Source organism: Nonlabens sp. MIC269 (genome assembly GCF_001430865.1).
Lineage (GTDB): Bacteria > Bacteroidota > Bacteroidia > Flavobacteriales > Flavobacteriaceae > Nonlabens > Nonlabens tegetincola.
On the sequence record NZ_CP011373.1, the window covers coordinates 97,199 to 115,504 of the forward strand.

An 18,306-nucleotide genomic window follows, 5' to 3' on the forward strand; every position below is an offset into this window, starting at 1 on the left:
TTTTATTGAATTAAGATAAATTTTATCTGCTTATTCTTCCGATGTAACCTCAGTGGTTACTTCTTCTTGTTGGGCCAATTGACGTTCAAGTATATTAACCTGCTTTTGTTTTTCTTTTACCACGTCTAGCTCTTTCTGTAGATCTGCGATATTTTTCTTTTGTGCTAGTATCAATGGGTTTTTGTCATCCTTAGAATTAAAAAACTGAAGGTTATTTTGCAGTTGTAAAATTTCCTTTTTTATCTCATCCTGACGTTTTCTCAAATAAAAACGCTCGTTTTTAAAGTCTCTTTCATTACCATTTTCTAGCGAGCTCAATTTGTTTTGATATTTTAGCATTTCTGCATCTACCTCACTTAAACCAGCTGCTTTAAATTTAGCTTTAACTAGTTTCTCAAACTTATCTTGAATAAAACGTTTTGAGTAAGGCACGCGTCCTATAGCAGACCATTGATCCATGAAAGATTGAATATCCGACTGCATAGCCTCTTTATCATCCTGTGGCAACATTTCCTTTAAGGCATCATAAATCTTAAGCTTTGCTTCGTAATTTTCTTTCTCTTCTACAGTAGCAGCTTCTTTTTGAGCATTCTTTTTATCAAAGAAAGCGTTACAAGCCTTTTGAAAACGTTTCCAAATCTTGTCACTATCTTTTCGAGGTACGTGACCTATTTTTTTCCAGTCTGCCTGAATACGCTTCATAACCTGTAGGCTTCCAGCGAAATCTTCAGAGTTTTGATGTTCTTCGGCAATAGCGATGAGATCCATTTTCTTTTTAAGATTCTCATTTTGCTCGTCTTTAAGCTCTTTATAAAAGTTGTTTTTGGCTCTATTGAATTCCCTAGTTACCGATCTATATTGATCCCATAAATCATTGTTCACATCTTTAGGAGCTGCTCCTGTATTTTTGAATAACTCCTTGAGTACGTCAATCTCTTTTAAACGGTCTTGCCATTCTTTATGAGATTTAGCACCTGTTTCAGTAATTTTTTGAACCTCGGCGATGATGTTTTCCTTCACCATCTTATTGTGCTCTTGCTGTTTTTCACGCTCCTTATAAAATTCTTGACGTTTGTCATGAATTACTTTTGTAGCTGCTTTAAATGATTCCCAAGTTGGGTCTCTGTGTTCTTGAGCTACTGGACCTACATCTTCTTTCCACATGCGGTGTAATTCCTGAAGTTCACGTAGCGCTTTGTGAATATTGTCTTCTTGTCCTAATTCTTCAGCGCGAGCTATTATTTTATGACGTAGTTCAAGATTACGTTCAAAGTCTTTATCACGTAATTCTTTTGACAGGTCTATGTAATCATAAAAGTTTTGGGTAGCAAGTCTATAATCTTCCCAAGTGATGTTGTAAGCATCATGCGGGATAGGACCTGTAGAACGCCAGTTTTCTTGTAAATCATGAAACTTTTTGAAAGTTGTACCAATGTTTTCCTCTTCGGTAATCAAGGTTTTAATTCCTTCAATAATCTCACGACGTTTTACAAGATTAGCTTCTTGCTGTGCACGACGTTTTCTTTGAAACTCTCCTTTTTCCTTACGATATGTACGGTGTAAATCGTTAAATACCTTAGTAAGCTCGTTATTGTATTCAAACTGTGGTGCTAGTGGATCGTCAGAAGGTGGATTCTCTTTTTCAAACTTTGCCTTTTCTTCCTCGTGAATCTCTGCATCACGCTTTTCAAAGTTCTTTTTAATTTTTTCGGCCTGATCTCTAAAACTATTGATGGGATATTCTTGCATCAGTTGACGCAGCTCATCAATAAGTTCCTTTTGATTCATGGTCTCGTATTCCTTTTCAGGGATTTCTACCGTATTATCCTGATTTTCATCCTTATCGGCTTCTTCATTTTCATCGATGATAGGATCAGTAGCATTTTGTACAGCTTCACTTTCTTCCACCATGGTGTCTTCATGAGTAGTAGAATCGTCTTCTGCTTTTTGAGAAGCTTTATTGGTGCCTTCAACTGTCGGAGTATCTGTAACAGGCTCCACCTCGATGTGCTCCTTTTCAGATTCTTCTGCCTTTTTTTGTTCTGCGATAAAGGCATTTTCAATCGCATTAGTCTCGTCGGAAAGATGCTTTGCATCATTTTGTCCATCTGCTTGTGGCAGGTTGTCGTTCTTGTTCATTTTTTTCATTTAAAAAATAGGTGGGCAAGATAATCAGAATGATATGCAATCACAACGTTATGATGCCTTACTTATTCCATATTTCCCAAGCTTTTTCAGCCTGATGTACTAACATTTGTTTTCCATTAATAACCTGTGCGCCGTGAGCACTTGCCTTTTTCATAAAAAGAGTTTGTGGTGGATTATAAACTAAATCATAAAAAACATGTTGACCTGTTACCTGATCATAAGGAATTTCAGGAGCAACTTCAACATCTGGATGAGTGCCTAGCGGAGTGGTATTGATAATTAACCCAACCATTTTCATGACTTGGGGTGAAACGGATTTATAGTCTATCGTAAATTCATCCTTAGGATTTCTGGAAACAAATAAATAAGGTATTTGCATAGAATCTAGCGTGTAGGCAATAGCCTTTGACGCACCGCCAGTGCCTAATATAAGAGCATTTTTTTTGATAGGTAAAAAAGGGGATAAGCCCTTGCCAAATCCATAAGCATCCGTATTATAACCGGTCCACCTGTTATCTTCAATAGCAATAGTATTAACAGCACCTATATCTCTCGCCTCTGGACTTATCTCGTCCAGAATATCCATGATATCTTGTTTGTAAGGTATGGTTACATTCAAACCACGTATAATTTCAGATTTACCAGCTGTAGTGCGTGTTTGCAGGTCATAGGTTACGCTTTCGCGAAAGCGAACTAATTCACTAGCATCAGGAATTTCAAAATTTCTATACTCATGATCTTGTAAGCCTAATGATTCGAATTTTTCTGTAAAATAGGATCTAGAAAAACTGTAATCTAATCGCTTACCTATTAATCCAAAAATGCTACGCGGGATTTGTTTTATTTCCATAACGACTAAGTAAATACACAATTAAATATCCTATTAAAATCATAGCAATTGCTATCCAGGTTTGAGCAGTTGCAAGATCGGGCCAGTACCTGTTGTAATCTACTAAAATCTCATTACCACTAGCATCTAAAGAAATTTCACCTGTAACTGTGCGTTGATAAATAGCCTTTTTCCAGGGCCATACAACTCCTAAGGATCCTGTTATAAATCCTATAATCATAGCGTTAGTCTGATTACGAAAGTTTTTCATCGTCCATCCCAATAGATGAGATAAACTTACCAAGCCAAAAATAGAACCAGCAACAAAGACTACCAAGATCAATAACAAATCCATATGAACACTATCGTACCACCATGAGAAATCCCATCTTGCGATTGCCACCATGGTGTTGAATAAAGCATTAATACTATCAACCAGTAAAAGAACGTAATTACCTAGAAGAATAAGGATGAAGCTACCACTCAATCCAGGTAAGGTCATACCGCAAATACTCACCATCCCACAAAAGAAAACAAAAAACAAATTAGTGTTTTGTGTAGCAGGATCGAGTAATGATGTTCCCACGCCTATGGCTATACCTATCATTAAAATGATGATATTTTGTCGAGTCCAACTGTTGTAATTACGGGCGATATAATAAATGGAACCTAATATCATCCCAAAAAATAAAGCCCAAATAAGAATAGGGTAATATTCTAGTAATACATCAAACCCTATAGAAACAGTAAAGTAGCTTATAGCTTCACCCAGGAGTAATAGGCTTAAAAACCTGCCGTTTACATAATGAAAGAAAGACCTGAATCTACCGTTAAAAAGTAATTTAAGTGCTTTGAGATTGAGTTTTTGAAGGCTGTAAATAAATTCTTCATAGAAACCAGTAACGTATGCCACAACACCGCCGCTCACGCCGGGAACTTTGTTTGCAGTTCCCATAGCGATACCCTTGAGTATAAGTAATAACTTATCGGTAAAACTACGAGTAGGTTGACGCACGTGTTATTGTTTTTTAGCAGCCCATTTTTCTAAGATAAAAATAAGTGCAAAACCTAGCAAGGCAAGAATAAAAACTAACAGTATTTTAGGTTCTCCATCAAAGTATTGTGGTAAAATACTTTTTTCCAAAAAAGGAACTTCCTCACCGTGACTATTCACTCGTGTGCTTATAACCTTCTTCCATGGCCATAATTTGTTGAGAGAACCAATCATAAAACCTGTAAGCAAAGCCAGTGTTGTATTTTCTTTATTCTTGAATAACCAGGTTAAAATTCTTGAAAAAATCTTTAAACCAACGATACAACCAAGAGCAAATAACATCAAGTTAGTCAAGTATTTACCTACTAAAGACCAATCTCCTTGTGACAAGGCTTCTACTAGACCAGATATACTACCTATAATTACTTTATAACTTCCTAAAAGGAGTAATAAAAAAGCACCCGAAACACCCGGAAGTATCATAGCTATTATTGCTATGAATCCTGAAAAAATAATGTACCACCAGGTATCTGGCGATCCTATAGGTTCTGCAATTGTAATGTAATACGATATTGCTGTTCCTATTATTATGGCAAGCAGGGCAGTGCCGTTCCATCTATTGATTTGTCTGGCTATGTATAGTATACTCGCTATCACTAAACCAAAGAAGAATGCCCATACTAGAACTGGATAGGTTTCAAGAAGATAACTAATGAGTTTTGACAGGCTTACAACTGCTATTCCAATTCCTAATATTAAACTGAGTAAGAATTTTAAGTTGTACTTTCTAATTACACCACCAAAACCAATAAGTTTTATGTCTTTAATAGCCTGAAAACTCAACCCATCAATAGTGGCTATAAGTTCCTCGTAAATTCCTGTTATAAATGCTATAGTTCCACCAGAAACACCTGGCACGACATCGGCAGTACCCATGAGTACACCTTTGAGCATTGTATTAAGATATTTTTTCAAAATAAACTTATTTAAAAAAAGCTGGTTCAAAAATGAAACCAGCTTTATGTTTATCTGTGTATGGTCTGTTTACGATCTGGACCTACACTTACTATTTTAATTGGAATTTCTAGTTCCTTTTCTAAAAACTCAATGTATGCATTGAGCTCTTTAGGAAACTGATCTACCGATGTCATTTGTGTAAGATCTTCTTCCCAACAAGCAAATTCACTATAAATTGGAGTGATGTTTTCCGCTTCTATATTGTAAGGCAAGTGTTCTATGGTTTCTCCTTTATATTTATAAGCCGTACAAACTTGTAAAGCGTCAAAACCTGAAAGAACATCTCCTTTCATCATCATAAGTTGAGTTACACCATTAACTTGACAGGCATATTTTAATGCAACCAGGTCTAACCAACCACAACGTCTCGGTCTTCCGGTTACGGCACCAAATTCATGACCTACCTTAGCCATTTTTTCTCCTGTTTCATCAAAAAGTTCAGTAGGGAATGGACCGCTACCTACTCGTGTTGTATATGCTTTAAAAATACCAAATACTTCACCTATTCTGTTAGGAGCAACTCCTAGACCTGTACAAGCTCCGGCAGCAGTGGTGTTTGAAGAAGTTACAAAAGGGTACGTTCCAAAGTCAATATCTAACAAACTACCTTGAGCACCTTCAGCAAGGATTGATTTACCCTGTTTTTGTGCTTGATGTAGGTATTCTTCAGAATCAATGAATGTTAATTCCTTTAAACGTTCTATAGCGGTGAAGAATTCTTCTTCTAATTCTTTAAGGTCGTATTGTATATCAACATTATGGAAACCAATAAGATCTTCATGCTTATCTGCAAGAGCGCGGTATTTCTCTTTCCAATTGTCCAGTTCTATATCACCTACACGAATACCATTTCTACCTGTTTTATCCATATAAGTAGGACCAATTCCTTTAAGGGTCGAACCTATTTTTGCTTTACCTTTTGCCGCTTCACTTGCTGCATCTAGTAGTCTGTGAGTGGGACAAATGATGTGCGCCTTCCTAGAAATTATTAAACGTTCAACATAATTGATGTTGAATTGTTTAAGACCGTCTAATTCTTGTGCTAGAACTACAGGATCAATTACTACACCATTTCCTATCACGTTGATAGCTTTGTCGTGAAAGATACCGCTAGGGATTGTTCTTAATACGTGTTTGATACCATCAAACTCTAAAGTGTGACCAGCATTGGGTCCTCCTTGAAATCTTGCAATGATATCGTAGTTAGAAGTTAAAACGTCTACTATTTTACCTTTTCCCTCGTCGCCCCATTGCAAACCGAGCAATAAATCTACTGCCATTATTGATTGTTTTCCGTTGAATTTTTAACGCCGTAAAAGTATAAAGAATGATTGGTTATTTGGACATCAAAAACCTCTTCAATTGTCTTTTTTATTGACTCAATTCTAGGGTCACAAAATTCAATAACTTCATTGGTATCTTGAAGTATTAAATGATCGTGTTGTTTGTCAAAATATGATTTCTCATAATAGGATTGATTTTGACCAAATTGATGCCTGCGCACCAATTTACATTCCATAAGTAAATCTATCGTATTATAAAGCGTAGCGCGACTTACGCGATAGTTTTGTTCCTTCATTTTAATGTATAATGACTCTACATCAAAATGCTCATCACTGGCATAAATTTCAGCCAGGATGGCAAAACGTTCAGGTGTTTTCCTGTGTTTGTTATCACTAAGAAATTGAGTGAAAACATTCTTCACGATTTCCTGCTCCTTTTCCAAATTGTTAATAATTTCACTCATTATTACGATCTCGTTACTTTGTCTATTCCGTTTATTTTATTCAGATTTTGCATCAACGTTTGTAAAATCTTTTTATTAGTCACTACTACTGTAATCTCACCTTTAAAAATACCATCATCACTACTGAAGCTGATACTTTTGATATTTACGCTCATAAATTCTGAAATGACTTGTGTCACTTCTTGAACCAATCCCAGTCTATCTATTCCTGTAAGTACAAGATCTGCCTTGTGCTCACGTTGTGTAGAATCAATCCATTTTGCACTTATTATACGATATGCAAATTTACTCTGTAAACTAATAGCATTAGGACAATTGTTTTTATGAACCTTAATACCTTCGCTTACTGTTGTAAATCCAAAGACGGAATCTCCTGGAATTGGATTACAGCATTTAGATAATGTGTAATCTAATTGAACTTGTTCTTTACCAAATACTATGTCGTCGTAATTTTCAGTAACTTCCGGTTTATCCAAATCCGGATTAGACTTTGGCTTACGGATTTTGTTTTTTATAAAACTGTATAAAGCGTTACTACGACTACTAGCGTATTCTTTAATGGCTTTGTTGTCTATGACACCTGTTCCTACCCGGTAAAATAGGTCTTGACTGGTTTTTAACTTAAAAAAGTTCACCATTTCATTGACCACATTATTATCCAAGTTGATTTTTTGGGACTTCAGTTTTCGCGCAAGCACTACTTTTCCTTCATCGGCAATAAGAGTTTGATCTTCTTTTAAAGCACTTTTAATTTTGGAACGAGCACGTGCCGTTGTTGCATAGTCCAACCAGTTTTTAGTAGGTTTCTGGTTTTCTGAGGTGATAATATCCACCTGATCACCACTTTTTAATTCGTGAGATAGCGGTACTAATTTACCGTTTACTCGCGCGCCACGAGTGCGCATACCTACTTCTGTGTGAATGGCAAAAGCAAAGTCTAATGGGGTAGAGCCTTTAGGTAATGATTTTAAATCACCTTTTGGTGTAAATACAAATATCTCCTTACTGTATAAGTTGAGTTTAAATTGTTCAACAAAATCAACTGCGTTCACCTCTGGGTTTTCTAGAGCGTCTTGTAAACGATTCAGCCATTCCTCGAGTCCGTCTTCTTGGTTGCCTTGCTTGTATTTATAATGCGCTGCGTAACCTTTTTCAGCTACTTCATGCATGCGCTCTGATCTTATTTGAACTTCTACCCATTTACCATCTGGGCCCATCACTGTGATGTGCAACGCTTCATAACCTGTAGATTTTGGCGAGCTTATCCAGTCTCTAAGCCTTACAGGATTGGGTCTAAAATGATCTGTTACTACTGAGTATACTTTCCAAGCCAGAAACTTTTCATTTGCACGATCGCTTCTAAAAACAATTCGTATTGCAAATTTATCGTAGACCTCGTCAAAGGAAACACCTTGTTTAAGCATCTTTCTACGTATACTAAAGACTGATTTATGCCTACCGTATATCGTATATTCAAGGCCTTCTTTATTAAGGCTATCGTCAATAATATCACTAAATTCTTTTATATAACGATCTTGTTCTTCTTTACTTTCCTTAATTGAGTTTTGTATATCACTATACACCTCAGGTTCAGTGTATTTAAGGCCTAGGTCTTCAAGTTCTGTTTTAATGTTGTAAAGACCTAAACGATGTGCAATAGGAGCATAGATATACAGCGTTTCAGACGCTATTTTAACCTGTTTGTAATCGGGCATGCTGTCCATTGTTTGCATGTTGTGCAAACGGTCTGCAATCTTAATAATGATTACACGTACATCCTCGTTAAGGGTAAGCAGCATTTTTCTAAAATTCTCTGCTTGTGTAGAAATATCACCATCCTTTTTAAGATGCGCGATTTTAGTAAGACCATCTACAATGCGAGCGATTGTCGGGTTAAAAAGACGCTCTATGTCATTGAGAGAGTATTCTGTATCTTCAACAACATCATGTAATAAGGCTGCTGCTATTGCTGTGGCATCCAGACCTATTTCTTTGGCTACGATTTTTGCGACGGCAATAGGATGGAAGATGTAGGCCTCACCAGATTTACGACGCTGTGGTGCATGAGCTTCTACAGCAATATCAAAAGCCTTACGAATAAGTTTTTTATCCTCATCGGTAAGAGTTTGATAACTAATTTTGAGCAAGTCTTTATATCCTTGCGCAATAAGTTTGTTTTCTTCGGCTATTTCCACTTCGGTCATAAAGTAAAAGTAGTGCAACATATCGACACATACAATAGCAGTAACTAGATATAGCTTATATTATAATAGGCAAATACCAATAAAGAAGAGATATAAATAAAGTGACCCATTAAATAGAAAATGAAGCACAAAAAAAACAGGTCAATTTGTTATTTGACCTGTTTTTCCAATTATTAGTTATTATCTTAATTAATAAAGACCTGTGTTCCCATTATTGAAGTAATTAAAATCGTGATTGTTATTTATTTTTAACAGTGATTCATAAATCATTTTTATCACGTTTTCAACATCATCACGGTGTACCATTTCTACAGTGGTGTGCATGTACCTCAATGGCAACGATATCAAAGCACTAGGAACTCCACCATTAGAATAAGCAAATGCATCAGTATCGGTTCCTGTACTGCGCGAGGTAGCTCTTTTTTGATAGGGAATATCTGCAGCATCTGCAGCATCCATAATCAAATTACGCAGGTTATTTTGTATCGCAGGAGCATAGGCTAATACGGGTCCTTTACCTATAGCAGCATCTCCATTTTTCTTCATGTCGATCATTGGAGTAGTGGTATCGTGAGTAACATCAGTCACGATGGCAACATTAGGTTTAATGGTTTGTGTAATCATTTCGGCACCGCGCAAACCTATTTCTTCTTGAACAGAATTTGTCACATACAATCCAAAGTCCAGTTCCTGATTATTTTCTTTCAGTAATCGAGCTACTTCGGCAATCATAAAACCACCCATACGATTATCAAGGGCACGACAAACAAATTTGTTACCGTTTAAGACAAAGAACTCATCTGGGTAAGTGATTACTGATCCCACGTCAACACCCAGTTCTAAAACTTCGTCCTTTGTAGTACAACCGCAATCAATAAATATATTATCTGGTTTAGGAGCTTTTTCATTGGCTCTACTACGAGTATGAATAGCTGGCCATCCAAAAACGCCTTTTACGATACCCTTTTTGGTGTGAATATTTACCACTTTAGAAGGAGCAATCTGGTGATCAGAACCACCATTGCGTATTACATAAATAAGTCCATCATCGGTGATGTAATTAACGTACCAGCTTATCTCATCTGCATGACCTTCAATGACTACTTTATATTTTGCGTCGGGATTTATAACTCCTACAGCCGTACCGTAATTGTCAGTTATAAATTCATCTACATAAGGTTTTAAATAATCCATCCAAACACGTTGACCATTCCACTCATAACCAGTAGGCGAGGCTGTGTTTAGGTAATTTTCTAAAAATTCAAGGGATTTTTTATTAAGAAGACTTTTTTCTGCCATGGATAAAAATTTAAAAACGTGAATATACTGCGCACTTAGCACTTTTTATAGTGGCAGCTTTATTATTTTTGGAATGCCTTTTGAACAGAGGTAACTGCTATGAAAAAATTACTTTTTATTCTATTGGTTTGTTTTGTGTACGCTTTCGCGAAAGCGCAATTACCAGATACACTTAAGGTAAAAGTAGACAGTGTAAAAACCAGCTCGCCAGAATATTATTTTATAGACGGTGATTCAGTGAGTGCTGTGGAACTGGACCAAATAATGCTTATTCAAAAGTTGAAATTTGACCACAAATACGAACGTATAAGGTATTTAATCTTAAAACGTAAAACTTTGAAAGTGTGGCCCTATGCAAAACTAGCAGCAGAAAGGTTACAGGAATTGGATAAAAGGCTAGCGACATTAGAAAATACTAGGGATAAAAAACGATATGCAAAAATGGTCGAAAAGTATATCGAGGAAGAATTCACTGCCGAACTAAAGAAATTGACACGGACAGAAGGTCAAATCCTTATTAAGTTAATTCACAGACAGACAGGCGACACTGCATTTGAACTGATTAAGCGATTACGTAGTGGCTGGAGTGCATTCTGGTTCAATAACACGGCAAAGATTTTTGATATTTCATTAAAGGAAGAGTACAAACCACATATGGTTGTAGATGATTTTTATATAGAAGACATTTTAATAAATGCCTTTAGACAGGAAACTCTTGATGAACAAGAAAGTGCTATTCCTATCGATTACTTTGAAGGCAAGTCCACCTGGAAAGCTTATACCGAGGCTTTACCAGCTAATTACGACAGCATTCAACTTGCCGAAAGAGCTAAAAGGATAAAGAAATATCGCGAGAAGAAGGCAAGACAAAGAAAGCGTAAACGATCTTAGAATGAGTGTGTTTACCTATTAACAAGTTTATTATATTCTCATTTTCTACTAGGTGTTCTTAAATTTCTCATAATTTTATAGTATCATTGAGCGATTAATTAATAAACAAATGAGAAAATTTACCTTTTTACTATGTTTCCTTATGACTGGTGTGGCTTTTTCACAGACTACACTAGATGTTGTGCGGTTAAATCTCGCTAGAACTTCAATGCAAGATGTTGATGGAGATTTTGAAGAAACAGATATTTCTAACGTTAATTTAGAAATTTTATATCCTACACCATTAAGTTCCAAAACGACCTTAGTTACTGGTCTAACTGTTGAGAATACTCAAATAGACAATTTATTTAGTCTACAAGGAGCAAATTTCCCTAATATTTTTAATTCATTAGAGGACGATCGACTGTTGATGACTAGATTAAATTTAGGGGTAAAAATGAAACATAGTAGAAAATGGACGGGTAATTATGTGTTGCTACCAAAATTTGCTTCAAATTTTGATGGTGATTTAGATAATGCTTTTCAATTTGGCGCTATAGCTTTTATGGAAATGAAGAAAAACTCCAGAAGAGTTTACCGTTTTGGAATGTATTCTAGCACCGAAGAATTTGGACAAATCATTACGCCGTTGGTTGGTGTGTATTATAGGACTAAAAATAGAAAGTTTACTCTAGACGCTTTATTACCTATTAAAATGGAGGCTAACTATTATTTCAGTAAGAAATTTGCTCTAGGTGCTGATTTAAGGACAAGTGTTAAATCTTATTTCCTTAATGGTTATTCTCAAGATTTATATGCTCAAGAAGAATCAATCAGATTCGGTTTGTACGCTTCCTACGGATTGTTTAAAAACCAAGTTTTAGCTCGTATTAAAGCAGGTTTTGATACTACTGACTATGGTGTTTATAACACAGGAGATAAAGTAGGAGCACAGGTGCTAACTTTCCAGGTGAGTGGTGATGATCGTAATAGATTAAACGCCGAATTTGACAGTAGCTTTTTTGTAGGCTTGGATCTTATTTATAGAGTTGGTCTATAAGTATAATTAAAGATAGAAAATCAAAAACCCTTCTAACAGAAGGGTTTTTTTTGTCCTTTACATGAAATAATAAATTGCTAACATTGTTTTGTTTAATTATTAACATAAATTGTTAGACATTCGTATACCTTTAAAAATAAAAGTTTTAGAAATGGAGTACGTGATTATCGCCCTAAAAATAATTGTAGCAGTAAGTTTATTGAATGTTTGGTTAGTTCAAAGAAACAAGAAAACAAAATGGAGAGGTGGCGACGCCGATACGCTAGTTGAGGAATTCAAAGTTTATGGATTACCTGTGCAAGTATGTTATATTGTTGGTATCCTCAAGGTGTCATTATCTTTATTGTTGATAGCTTCTATATGGGTAAGTGGTATTGAAAGCTATGCAGCTTTAGGGTTGGCTGCCTTATTGACTGGATCAGTAATCATGCATTTAAAAATTGGTGATCCGCTTTATAAATCTTTTCCAGCAGCCTTATTTTTAACCTTGTGTTTATTTATTTACTTGTATTAGATATAGGTGTAAAATTTAAAAGCTAGAAACGCATTTAACAACGAGAAGAGTAGAGCAGGAGCTGATAATGGTAGGCTGTCCTTAATTCTAAGTCGGGTAAAGAAGCCTAACGCCATTAAAACGGCTAGTCCTAACGCTCCTACAAAGGCTAACCACCAAACTGACATCAAGTAACCGATAACCAGACTGGATCCACCTAGTATCTGAAGTAATCCAGTAATATTACGATATTTAGGAATACGGAATCTAATGAATTCTGCTTTCATTTTTTTCGAATACAAACAGCTGAATCCATAAAATATAAAACTAAGCCCAGAGAATAATGTAACAACTAGTAAAGCCTTCATTTGTAGTATATGTGAAGTACAAGCTAATTACTGAATTTTCAAATTATCCCAAAAAAGATATAAAAGATAAAAGCCACTTGCGAGAGCAAATGGCCTTTATACACTAGTCAAAACAACTTCTTTATAATTTACAAAACTTAACTTGAATAATTAATCCAGTACAAATGTAGTGCATAAAGCTTAACGAACTAATTACGAAAAGGTTAGAGATCTTTTATTATTAACATATGTTAAAATATTTATTAAAGCCTATTTGTTAACATTTCCCACATTATCAATATGTTATGCGCGCATAATACCGATATTAAGTTTAATAGGGATCAATTAACATTTTAGATGAAATGTAAGTTAATTCTGTTGTATGAATCGACGAAAACACGGTTTGCTATGCATAATTATCATTTATTCAAGTAAAAAATAAAAATGCGTACGCTCAAATTACGTTTAAATAAGAATCATTCAATATAAAACAGGTTTGTTGAGATTTTAATAATACAGTATGATTATTTGTGCTTTAATTATGTGATTCCTTAATTATGAATATATTCTTATCAATATATTCATATAACTCAGTAATTGTTGATGCTTTAGGTATTATTAATTGCATTTAATGAATTTATCGTAATTCTATATTTATACATAATCATAATGAACTATAATAAATATTATGTCAAATAGAAACATAGCATTCTGAGAAGAATACTGTGCTTGTTACTTCCATCTGCAAATAACCTTATTACTGCTATATGGTATTCTTACTACCATCATTGGTTGTGTTATAGCCATAGTTACTAGATCCTCTTTACCTGGTCCTTCTACTTCAAAATAATACATCATAGTTTCTTTTTCTTTAGAAATAACCGGAGACTTAATTTCATAACCACCCGTATTTCTTGTACCAGCACAAACTACGGCAATAAATTCTTTGTCAAAATCAATATTAGAAACGGATCCTAATTTGTCATTTCTAAAACTATCAACGTATTGTGTCCATTGGTCTTCATCATCGAGTATTCGAATTTTTTGATCTGTACAGTCACTTATTTGTGATTCATACAGTATTTCATATCCGGTTTCTCTTCTTTCTTTTAACTCATTGCTAACACCGCACGAGTTCAAATTAATCATTATTATGCTTGCTATAAATAGCCTTGTGATACAATTCTTCATATTGTGGAACTATTTTATGTATATCAAATTCTTGTGCCTTATTATACGCTGATGTTTTAAAAATACTCAAGGTATCATCATCTTTCAATATTTTAATAGCATTTAATGCCATTTCTTCTACATTACCTACATCACTTGTATATCCTGTAACACCATTTTCATTAACCTCTGGCAATCCACCGGTATTTGAAGAAATTACCGGTGTTTTATTGGCCATTGCCTCTAGCGCTGCCAGTCCAAAACTTTCTTTTTCAGATGGTAATAAGAATAAATCTGTAAAACAAAGAATACGGTCTATTTCGGTACTATTTCCTACCCATTTTATTTTTAATTGTAAACCTAGTTTTTTAGCATATTCCTCAGCTGCAGCTCTTTCTGGTCCATCACCGACCATTATTAAAATACTAGGTATTTCCTTACTTATTTTTTCAAAAATACTTACGACATCTTGTATGCGTTTTACAGGTCGCATGTTACTCAAATGTGTTATGATGCGTTCTTGAGGAAAGGCCATCATGCTGCGGTCGCAATCTTTAAACTCCTCAGAATACCTACTCATATCAATAAAGTTAGGCACGACTTCAATTGAAGTTCTTATGTCAAATAATTCTAGCGTGTCTTGTTTTAAGCTATCTGATACTGATGTTACTATATTGCTATTATTGATACTAAACGTTACGGAAGGCTTATAGACAGGATGATTTCCTACTAAGGTTATATCAGTACCATGTAACGTGGTTACCATTGGTAGTTCTATTCCTTGTTCCTTAAGCATTTGCTGAGCCATATAACCTGCGTAGGCATGTGGTATGGCATAATGAACATGTAGTAATTCTATGCCATATTCTTGCACCACATTTACCAATTTACTACTTAATGCTAGATCATAGGGTTGATAATGAAATAAGGGATATTCTTCAACACTTACTTCATGAAAATAGATATTGCGAGCCAGTAAATCTAAGCGAACAGGTTGATGGTACGTAATAAAGTGTACTTCATGATCACGTTTTGCAAGGGCAGTTCCTAACATGGTCGCTACTACTCCACTTCCTCCAAAGGTTGGATAACAAACTATGGCTATTTTCATATTTATATTTTATTCAATAATGTGATCATAAATCACCTGCTGAATGTTAGTTCTAATATTTTCCTCAATTAAAAACTTATTATTCGCATCAGGATGAATACGATTTGCTAAAAAGACATACACAATTTCATTTTCTGGATCAGCCCAGGTGTAAGCACCAGTAAAGCCACTATGACCAAAACTTTGCATACTCACACATCCACAAGTTGGGCCTACTTCATCTAATTGAGGCTTGTCAAAACCTACTCCTCTCCTAACCTCTTGATCACAGTAATAACAGAAATTAAATGTATTTATAGTCTCTTCTTTGAAATAGCTCTTACCGCCATAGTAGCCTCCTTGTAAATACATTTGCATCATTTTGGCAATGTCGTTTGAGGTAGAGAATACACCTGCATGTCCGCCGATACCACCTTGCATAGCAGCACCTTGATCGTGCACAAAACCATGAACCAGTTGATTTCTAAATACAGTGTCATTCTCAGTAGGTACGATTTCTGATTTGTCAAATTTATTCCTTGGTAAATACGTTGTATTCTCCATACCCAACGAGGCATAAAAATGGTTCTGAGTAAGTTCATTTAAATCTTGGTTATAATAGCCTTCGATGAAATCCTTTAGGATGTAGTAAGGAAAATCACTGTACTTATATTCCAACTTTTCGCGTAAGCTAGATAATCTGATGCTATTTGAAATGCTGTCTTTTAAAACAGATTTCCCATATAAATTATCTGCAACAATTAAAGAATAGCCACCTTTTTTAGTATTGCTATATAATTGTTTTAAAGGTTTTTGTGTAATGCTATCTAAAGTGTTGCTATAAAATGGAATCCATGGTTTTAATCTTGCATAATGACTCAACATTTGCTTGATTGTAATATTCTCTTTATCGGTGTTTCTATATTCTGGTAGTAATTCTCCTAAAGTATCATCCAAGCTTATAATGCCTTGTTCTTGAAGTTCCATCACCAAAGGTAAAGTCGCCACAATTTTGGTAACTGATGCTATATCGTATTTATCAGTACTACTTACACGTCTTCTTTTATCGTAAGTATGGAATCCATAACTGGTATCAAACACAACCCTACCCTTGCGAGCTACCAAGACCTGCATTCCAGGTGCACCTTGTTGATCAATTGTATGATTAGCAATGCTATCAATTTTGGCGATCATAGCACTGCTTAAACCTGCACTTTCTGGCATAGTTGAATAGGATAATCTACCAATACTAGGAAGATAAATACCAGTACCTACTTTGAATTCTCCACTAGTAACCGGTAGCTTACCCTTAAAATCTCTTGCACCAAAGATCATTTGAGCACTTACCTGTTGACTTATTTCACTATTTTGATAAGAAGCTATTATGGATTCAAAATTGGTTGTAGATTTTAATTTTCTAAACGTGTACGGATTTACAAAAGCGTCCAAGATTACATCGTGTTTTCTTGCAATCTCATACATCCAAGTTAATTCTTTATCAGAAATACTATATGATTTCCAGGGTGAATCATTAGATTTATGAAATCCGATTATAACCGTGTTATAGGCAGAAAGCTTATTCATGAGTTCATCAAGACGGGCAGCTCGCACACGATCTACTCTACTATACTTATTAAGTTGCTCTATAAAAGCGTCGCCATGATCATCGCCCATTTGAACATAAGCTATTTTCTTAGTTTCTAAGTTTTTTAAGGGTAGTAAATTACTTGTGTTTTTTAATAAGGTAACCGAGTTTGAAATAGATTTCTCATACAACAAAACATCTTGATTAGTAATCAAGTCCTCTTGCAATCCAGACAACTCTATAGGTTTGTATTGATGCAAACCAACTAAATATTTAGCTTGCAATATTTTAACGACAGATTGTTTTAAACGATCTTCAGTAATCTCACCATTTTTTAAAGCTTCTTCGATTTTATCAATAGCTTTTGGAACATTTTCTGAAATTAACAGCACATCGTTACCAGCTTTAAAAGCAGCTAGGTCTATGTCACCTGGAGAACTGAAATTGCTTGCTCCTTTCATATTCAGTGCATCCGTAAAAATGAGTCCTTGAAATCCTAAATCCCTTTTCAGTAAACCAGATACTACTTTTTCACTTAAACTAGTTGGATATCCTGCTCTAGTTTCCAAGCTAGGAACATTTAAATGAGCAACCATTACGCTAGCTAAATTGTTGTCAATAAGTCTCTTATAAGGATACAGTTCTATTTCATCAATACGCTTTGCATCAAAACTTACGGTAGGCAAGGTTTTATGACTATCTTGATCAGTATCACCGTGACCTGGAAAATGTTTGGCACTAGCAAGTACACCTACACTCTGCATTCCATTCAAGAACGCGAGTGCTTTTCTGGTCACATTATCCCTATCCTCACCAAAACTTCTGTTACCGATGATAGGATTATCTGGATTGGTATTAATATCCACATCTGGAGCAAAATTGATATGAACACCCAAACGCTTGCAGTGTTCGCCTATTCGTTTACCCACTTCGTAGGTTAATTCATCACCTGGATTGGCACCCAACGTCATATTCCATGGATAAGCAAATGTATTCTCTAGTCTCATAGCAAGTCCCCATTCGGCATCCATACCTATCATAAGAGGTACTTTGGATAAGGCTTGTAACTCATTGGTTAATGGAGCTTGCAGTTGTGGCGTTCCCTTTGAAAATATTATTCCGCCTATTTCATGATTCTCAATCAAATTACGCACTCTATCAATATGCGCTTTTTCTTTATTAGAAAACAAATCGACCATAAACAATTGACCTATTTTTTGCCTAGTTGTCATCTGATTGTAAATACTGTCAACCCATATTTGTTGAGCAATTACATCATCTGCATGCAATGGATTTACTGATTGTGATATTTCGGATTTTAATGATTTTGATTCCAGTGTTGGTGACTGCGCTTTCGCGAAAGCGAGACCTAAAAATACAAGGCTAACTAGATAGTAGCTATAATGTTTTAAATTCATAGAAGTCTAAAGAATTACAGTAAATCAATAACTGT

15 protein-coding genes are annotated in these 18,306 nt (G+C 35.2%); 3 read left to right on the plus strand and 12 right to left on the minus strand.

Annotation, left to right across the window (positions count from 1 at the left end; translation table 11 throughout):
- Positions 1–30: 30 nt before the first annotated feature.
- The 8 genes from AAT17_RS00540 to AAT17_RS00575 all read right to left on the minus strand — a co-directional run bounded on the left by AAT17_RS00540 (position 31) and on the right by AAT17_RS00575 (position 10,238).
- Positions 31–2,139, minus strand: a complete 2,109-nt coding sequence (locus AAT17_RS00540; RefSeq protein ID WP_082586986.1) for a DUF349 domain-containing protein — start codon at positions 2,137–2,139, stop codon at positions 31–33.
- A gap of 67 nt (positions 2,140–2,206) precedes the next feature.
- Positions 2,207–2,998 carry a shikimate dehydrogenase gene (locus tag AAT17_RS00545; RefSeq protein WP_042280244.1) on the minus strand — a complete coding sequence of 264 codons (792 nt, stop codon included), beginning with the start codon at positions 2,996–2,998 and terminating at the stop codon, positions 2,207–2,209.
- Complete coding sequence (locus AAT17_RS00550) at positions 2,973–3,992, minus strand: DUF368 domain-containing protein (protein ID WP_082586863.1); 1,020 nt, start codon at positions 3,990–3,992, stop codon at positions 2,973–2,975. The genes AAT17_RS00545 and AAT17_RS00550 overlap by 26 nt, the downstream gene beginning before the upstream one ends.
- 3 nt (positions 3,993–3,995) lie before the next feature.
- Positions 3,996–4,946 carry a DUF368 domain-containing protein gene (locus tag AAT17_RS00555; protein ID WP_367379282.1) on the minus strand — a complete coding sequence of 317 codons (951 nt, stop codon included), beginning with the start codon at positions 4,944–4,946 and terminating at the stop codon, positions 3,996–3,998.
- Between the two features lie 50 nt (positions 4,947–4,996).
- Complete coding sequence (locus AAT17_RS00560; RefSeq protein WP_060522454.1) at positions 4,997–6,268, minus strand: adenylosuccinate synthase; 1,272 nt, start codon at positions 6,266–6,268, stop codon at positions 4,997–4,999.
- A complete protein-coding gene (locus AAT17_RS00565) occupies positions 6,268–6,735 on the minus strand; it encodes a Fur family transcriptional regulator (protein WP_042280240.1) in 468 nt (155 codons plus the stop codon). The genes AAT17_RS00560 and AAT17_RS00565 overlap by 1 nt, the downstream gene beginning before the upstream one ends.
- Before the next feature lie 2 nt (positions 6,736–6,737).
- On the minus strand, positions 6,738–8,939 hold the full coding sequence (locus AAT17_RS00570) for a bifunctional (p)ppGpp synthetase/guanosine-3',5'-bis(diphosphate) 3'-pyrophosphohydrolase (protein ID WP_060522455.1): 2,202 nt from the start codon (positions 8,937–8,939) through the stop codon (positions 6,738–6,740).
- Between the two features lie 189 nt (positions 8,940–9,128).
- A complete protein-coding gene (locus AAT17_RS00575; RefSeq protein WP_042280239.1) occupies positions 9,129–10,238 on the minus strand; it encodes a M42 family metallopeptidase in 1,110 nt (369 codons plus the stop codon).
- A gap of 99 nt (positions 10,239–10,337) precedes the next feature.
- Here AAT17_RS00575 and AAT17_RS00580 point away from each other — a divergent pair, with 99 nt between their 5' ends.
- The 3 genes from AAT17_RS00580 to AAT17_RS00590 all read left to right on the plus strand — a co-directional run bounded on the left by AAT17_RS00580 (position 10,338) and on the right by AAT17_RS00590 (position 12,682).
- A complete protein-coding gene (locus AAT17_RS00580; RefSeq protein ID WP_060522456.1) occupies positions 10,338–11,129 on the plus strand; it encodes a DUF4294 domain-containing protein in 792 nt (263 codons plus the stop codon).
- 109 nt (positions 11,130–11,238) lie between these two features.
- Positions 11,239–12,168: a hypothetical protein gene (locus AAT17_RS00585; RefSeq protein WP_042280237.1), complete on the plus strand. Its 930-nt coding sequence runs from the start codon at positions 11,239–11,241 to the stop codon at positions 12,166–12,168.
- 151 nt (positions 12,169–12,319) lie between these two features.
- The gene (locus AAT17_RS00590; RefSeq protein WP_060524900.1) at positions 12,320–12,682 is read left to right on the plus strand and encodes a DoxX family protein; all 363 of its coding nucleotides are present in this window, start codon (positions 12,320–12,322) and stop codon (positions 12,680–12,682) included.
- On the opposite strand, the gene AAT17_RS00595 is transcribed toward AAT17_RS00590, so the two are convergent.
- The 4 genes from AAT17_RS00595 to AAT17_RS00610 form a co-directional block, all read right to left on the minus strand.
- Positions 12,679–12,948, minus strand: a complete 270-nt coding sequence (locus AAT17_RS00595) for a DoxX family protein (protein ID WP_253279777.1) — start codon at positions 12,946–12,948, stop codon at positions 12,679–12,681. The genes AAT17_RS00590 and AAT17_RS00595 overlap by 4 nt on opposite strands.
- A 792-nt stretch (positions 12,949–13,740) precedes the next feature.
- The gene (locus AAT17_RS00600; protein ID WP_060522458.1) at positions 13,741–14,157 is read right to left on the minus strand and encodes a protease complex subunit PrcB family protein; all 417 of its coding nucleotides are present in this window, start codon (positions 14,155–14,157) and stop codon (positions 13,741–13,743) included.
- Positions 14,150–15,289: an N-acetyl-alpha-D-glucosaminyl L-malate synthase BshA gene (bshA, locus tag AAT17_RS00605; protein ID WP_060522459.1), complete on the minus strand. Its 1,140-nt coding sequence runs from the start codon at positions 15,287–15,289 to the stop codon at positions 14,150–14,152. Before bshA ends, AAT17_RS00600 begins: the two co-directional genes overlap by 8 nt.
- A 9-nt stretch (positions 15,290–15,298) precedes the next feature.
- Positions 15,299–18,271 (minus strand): glycoside hydrolase family 3 N-terminal domain-containing protein, encoded by a 2,973-nt coding sequence (locus AAT17_RS00610; RefSeq protein WP_060522460.1) that lies wholly within the window; start codon positions 18,269–18,271, stop codon positions 15,299–15,301.
- Positions 18,272–18,306 lie beyond the last annotated feature (35 nt).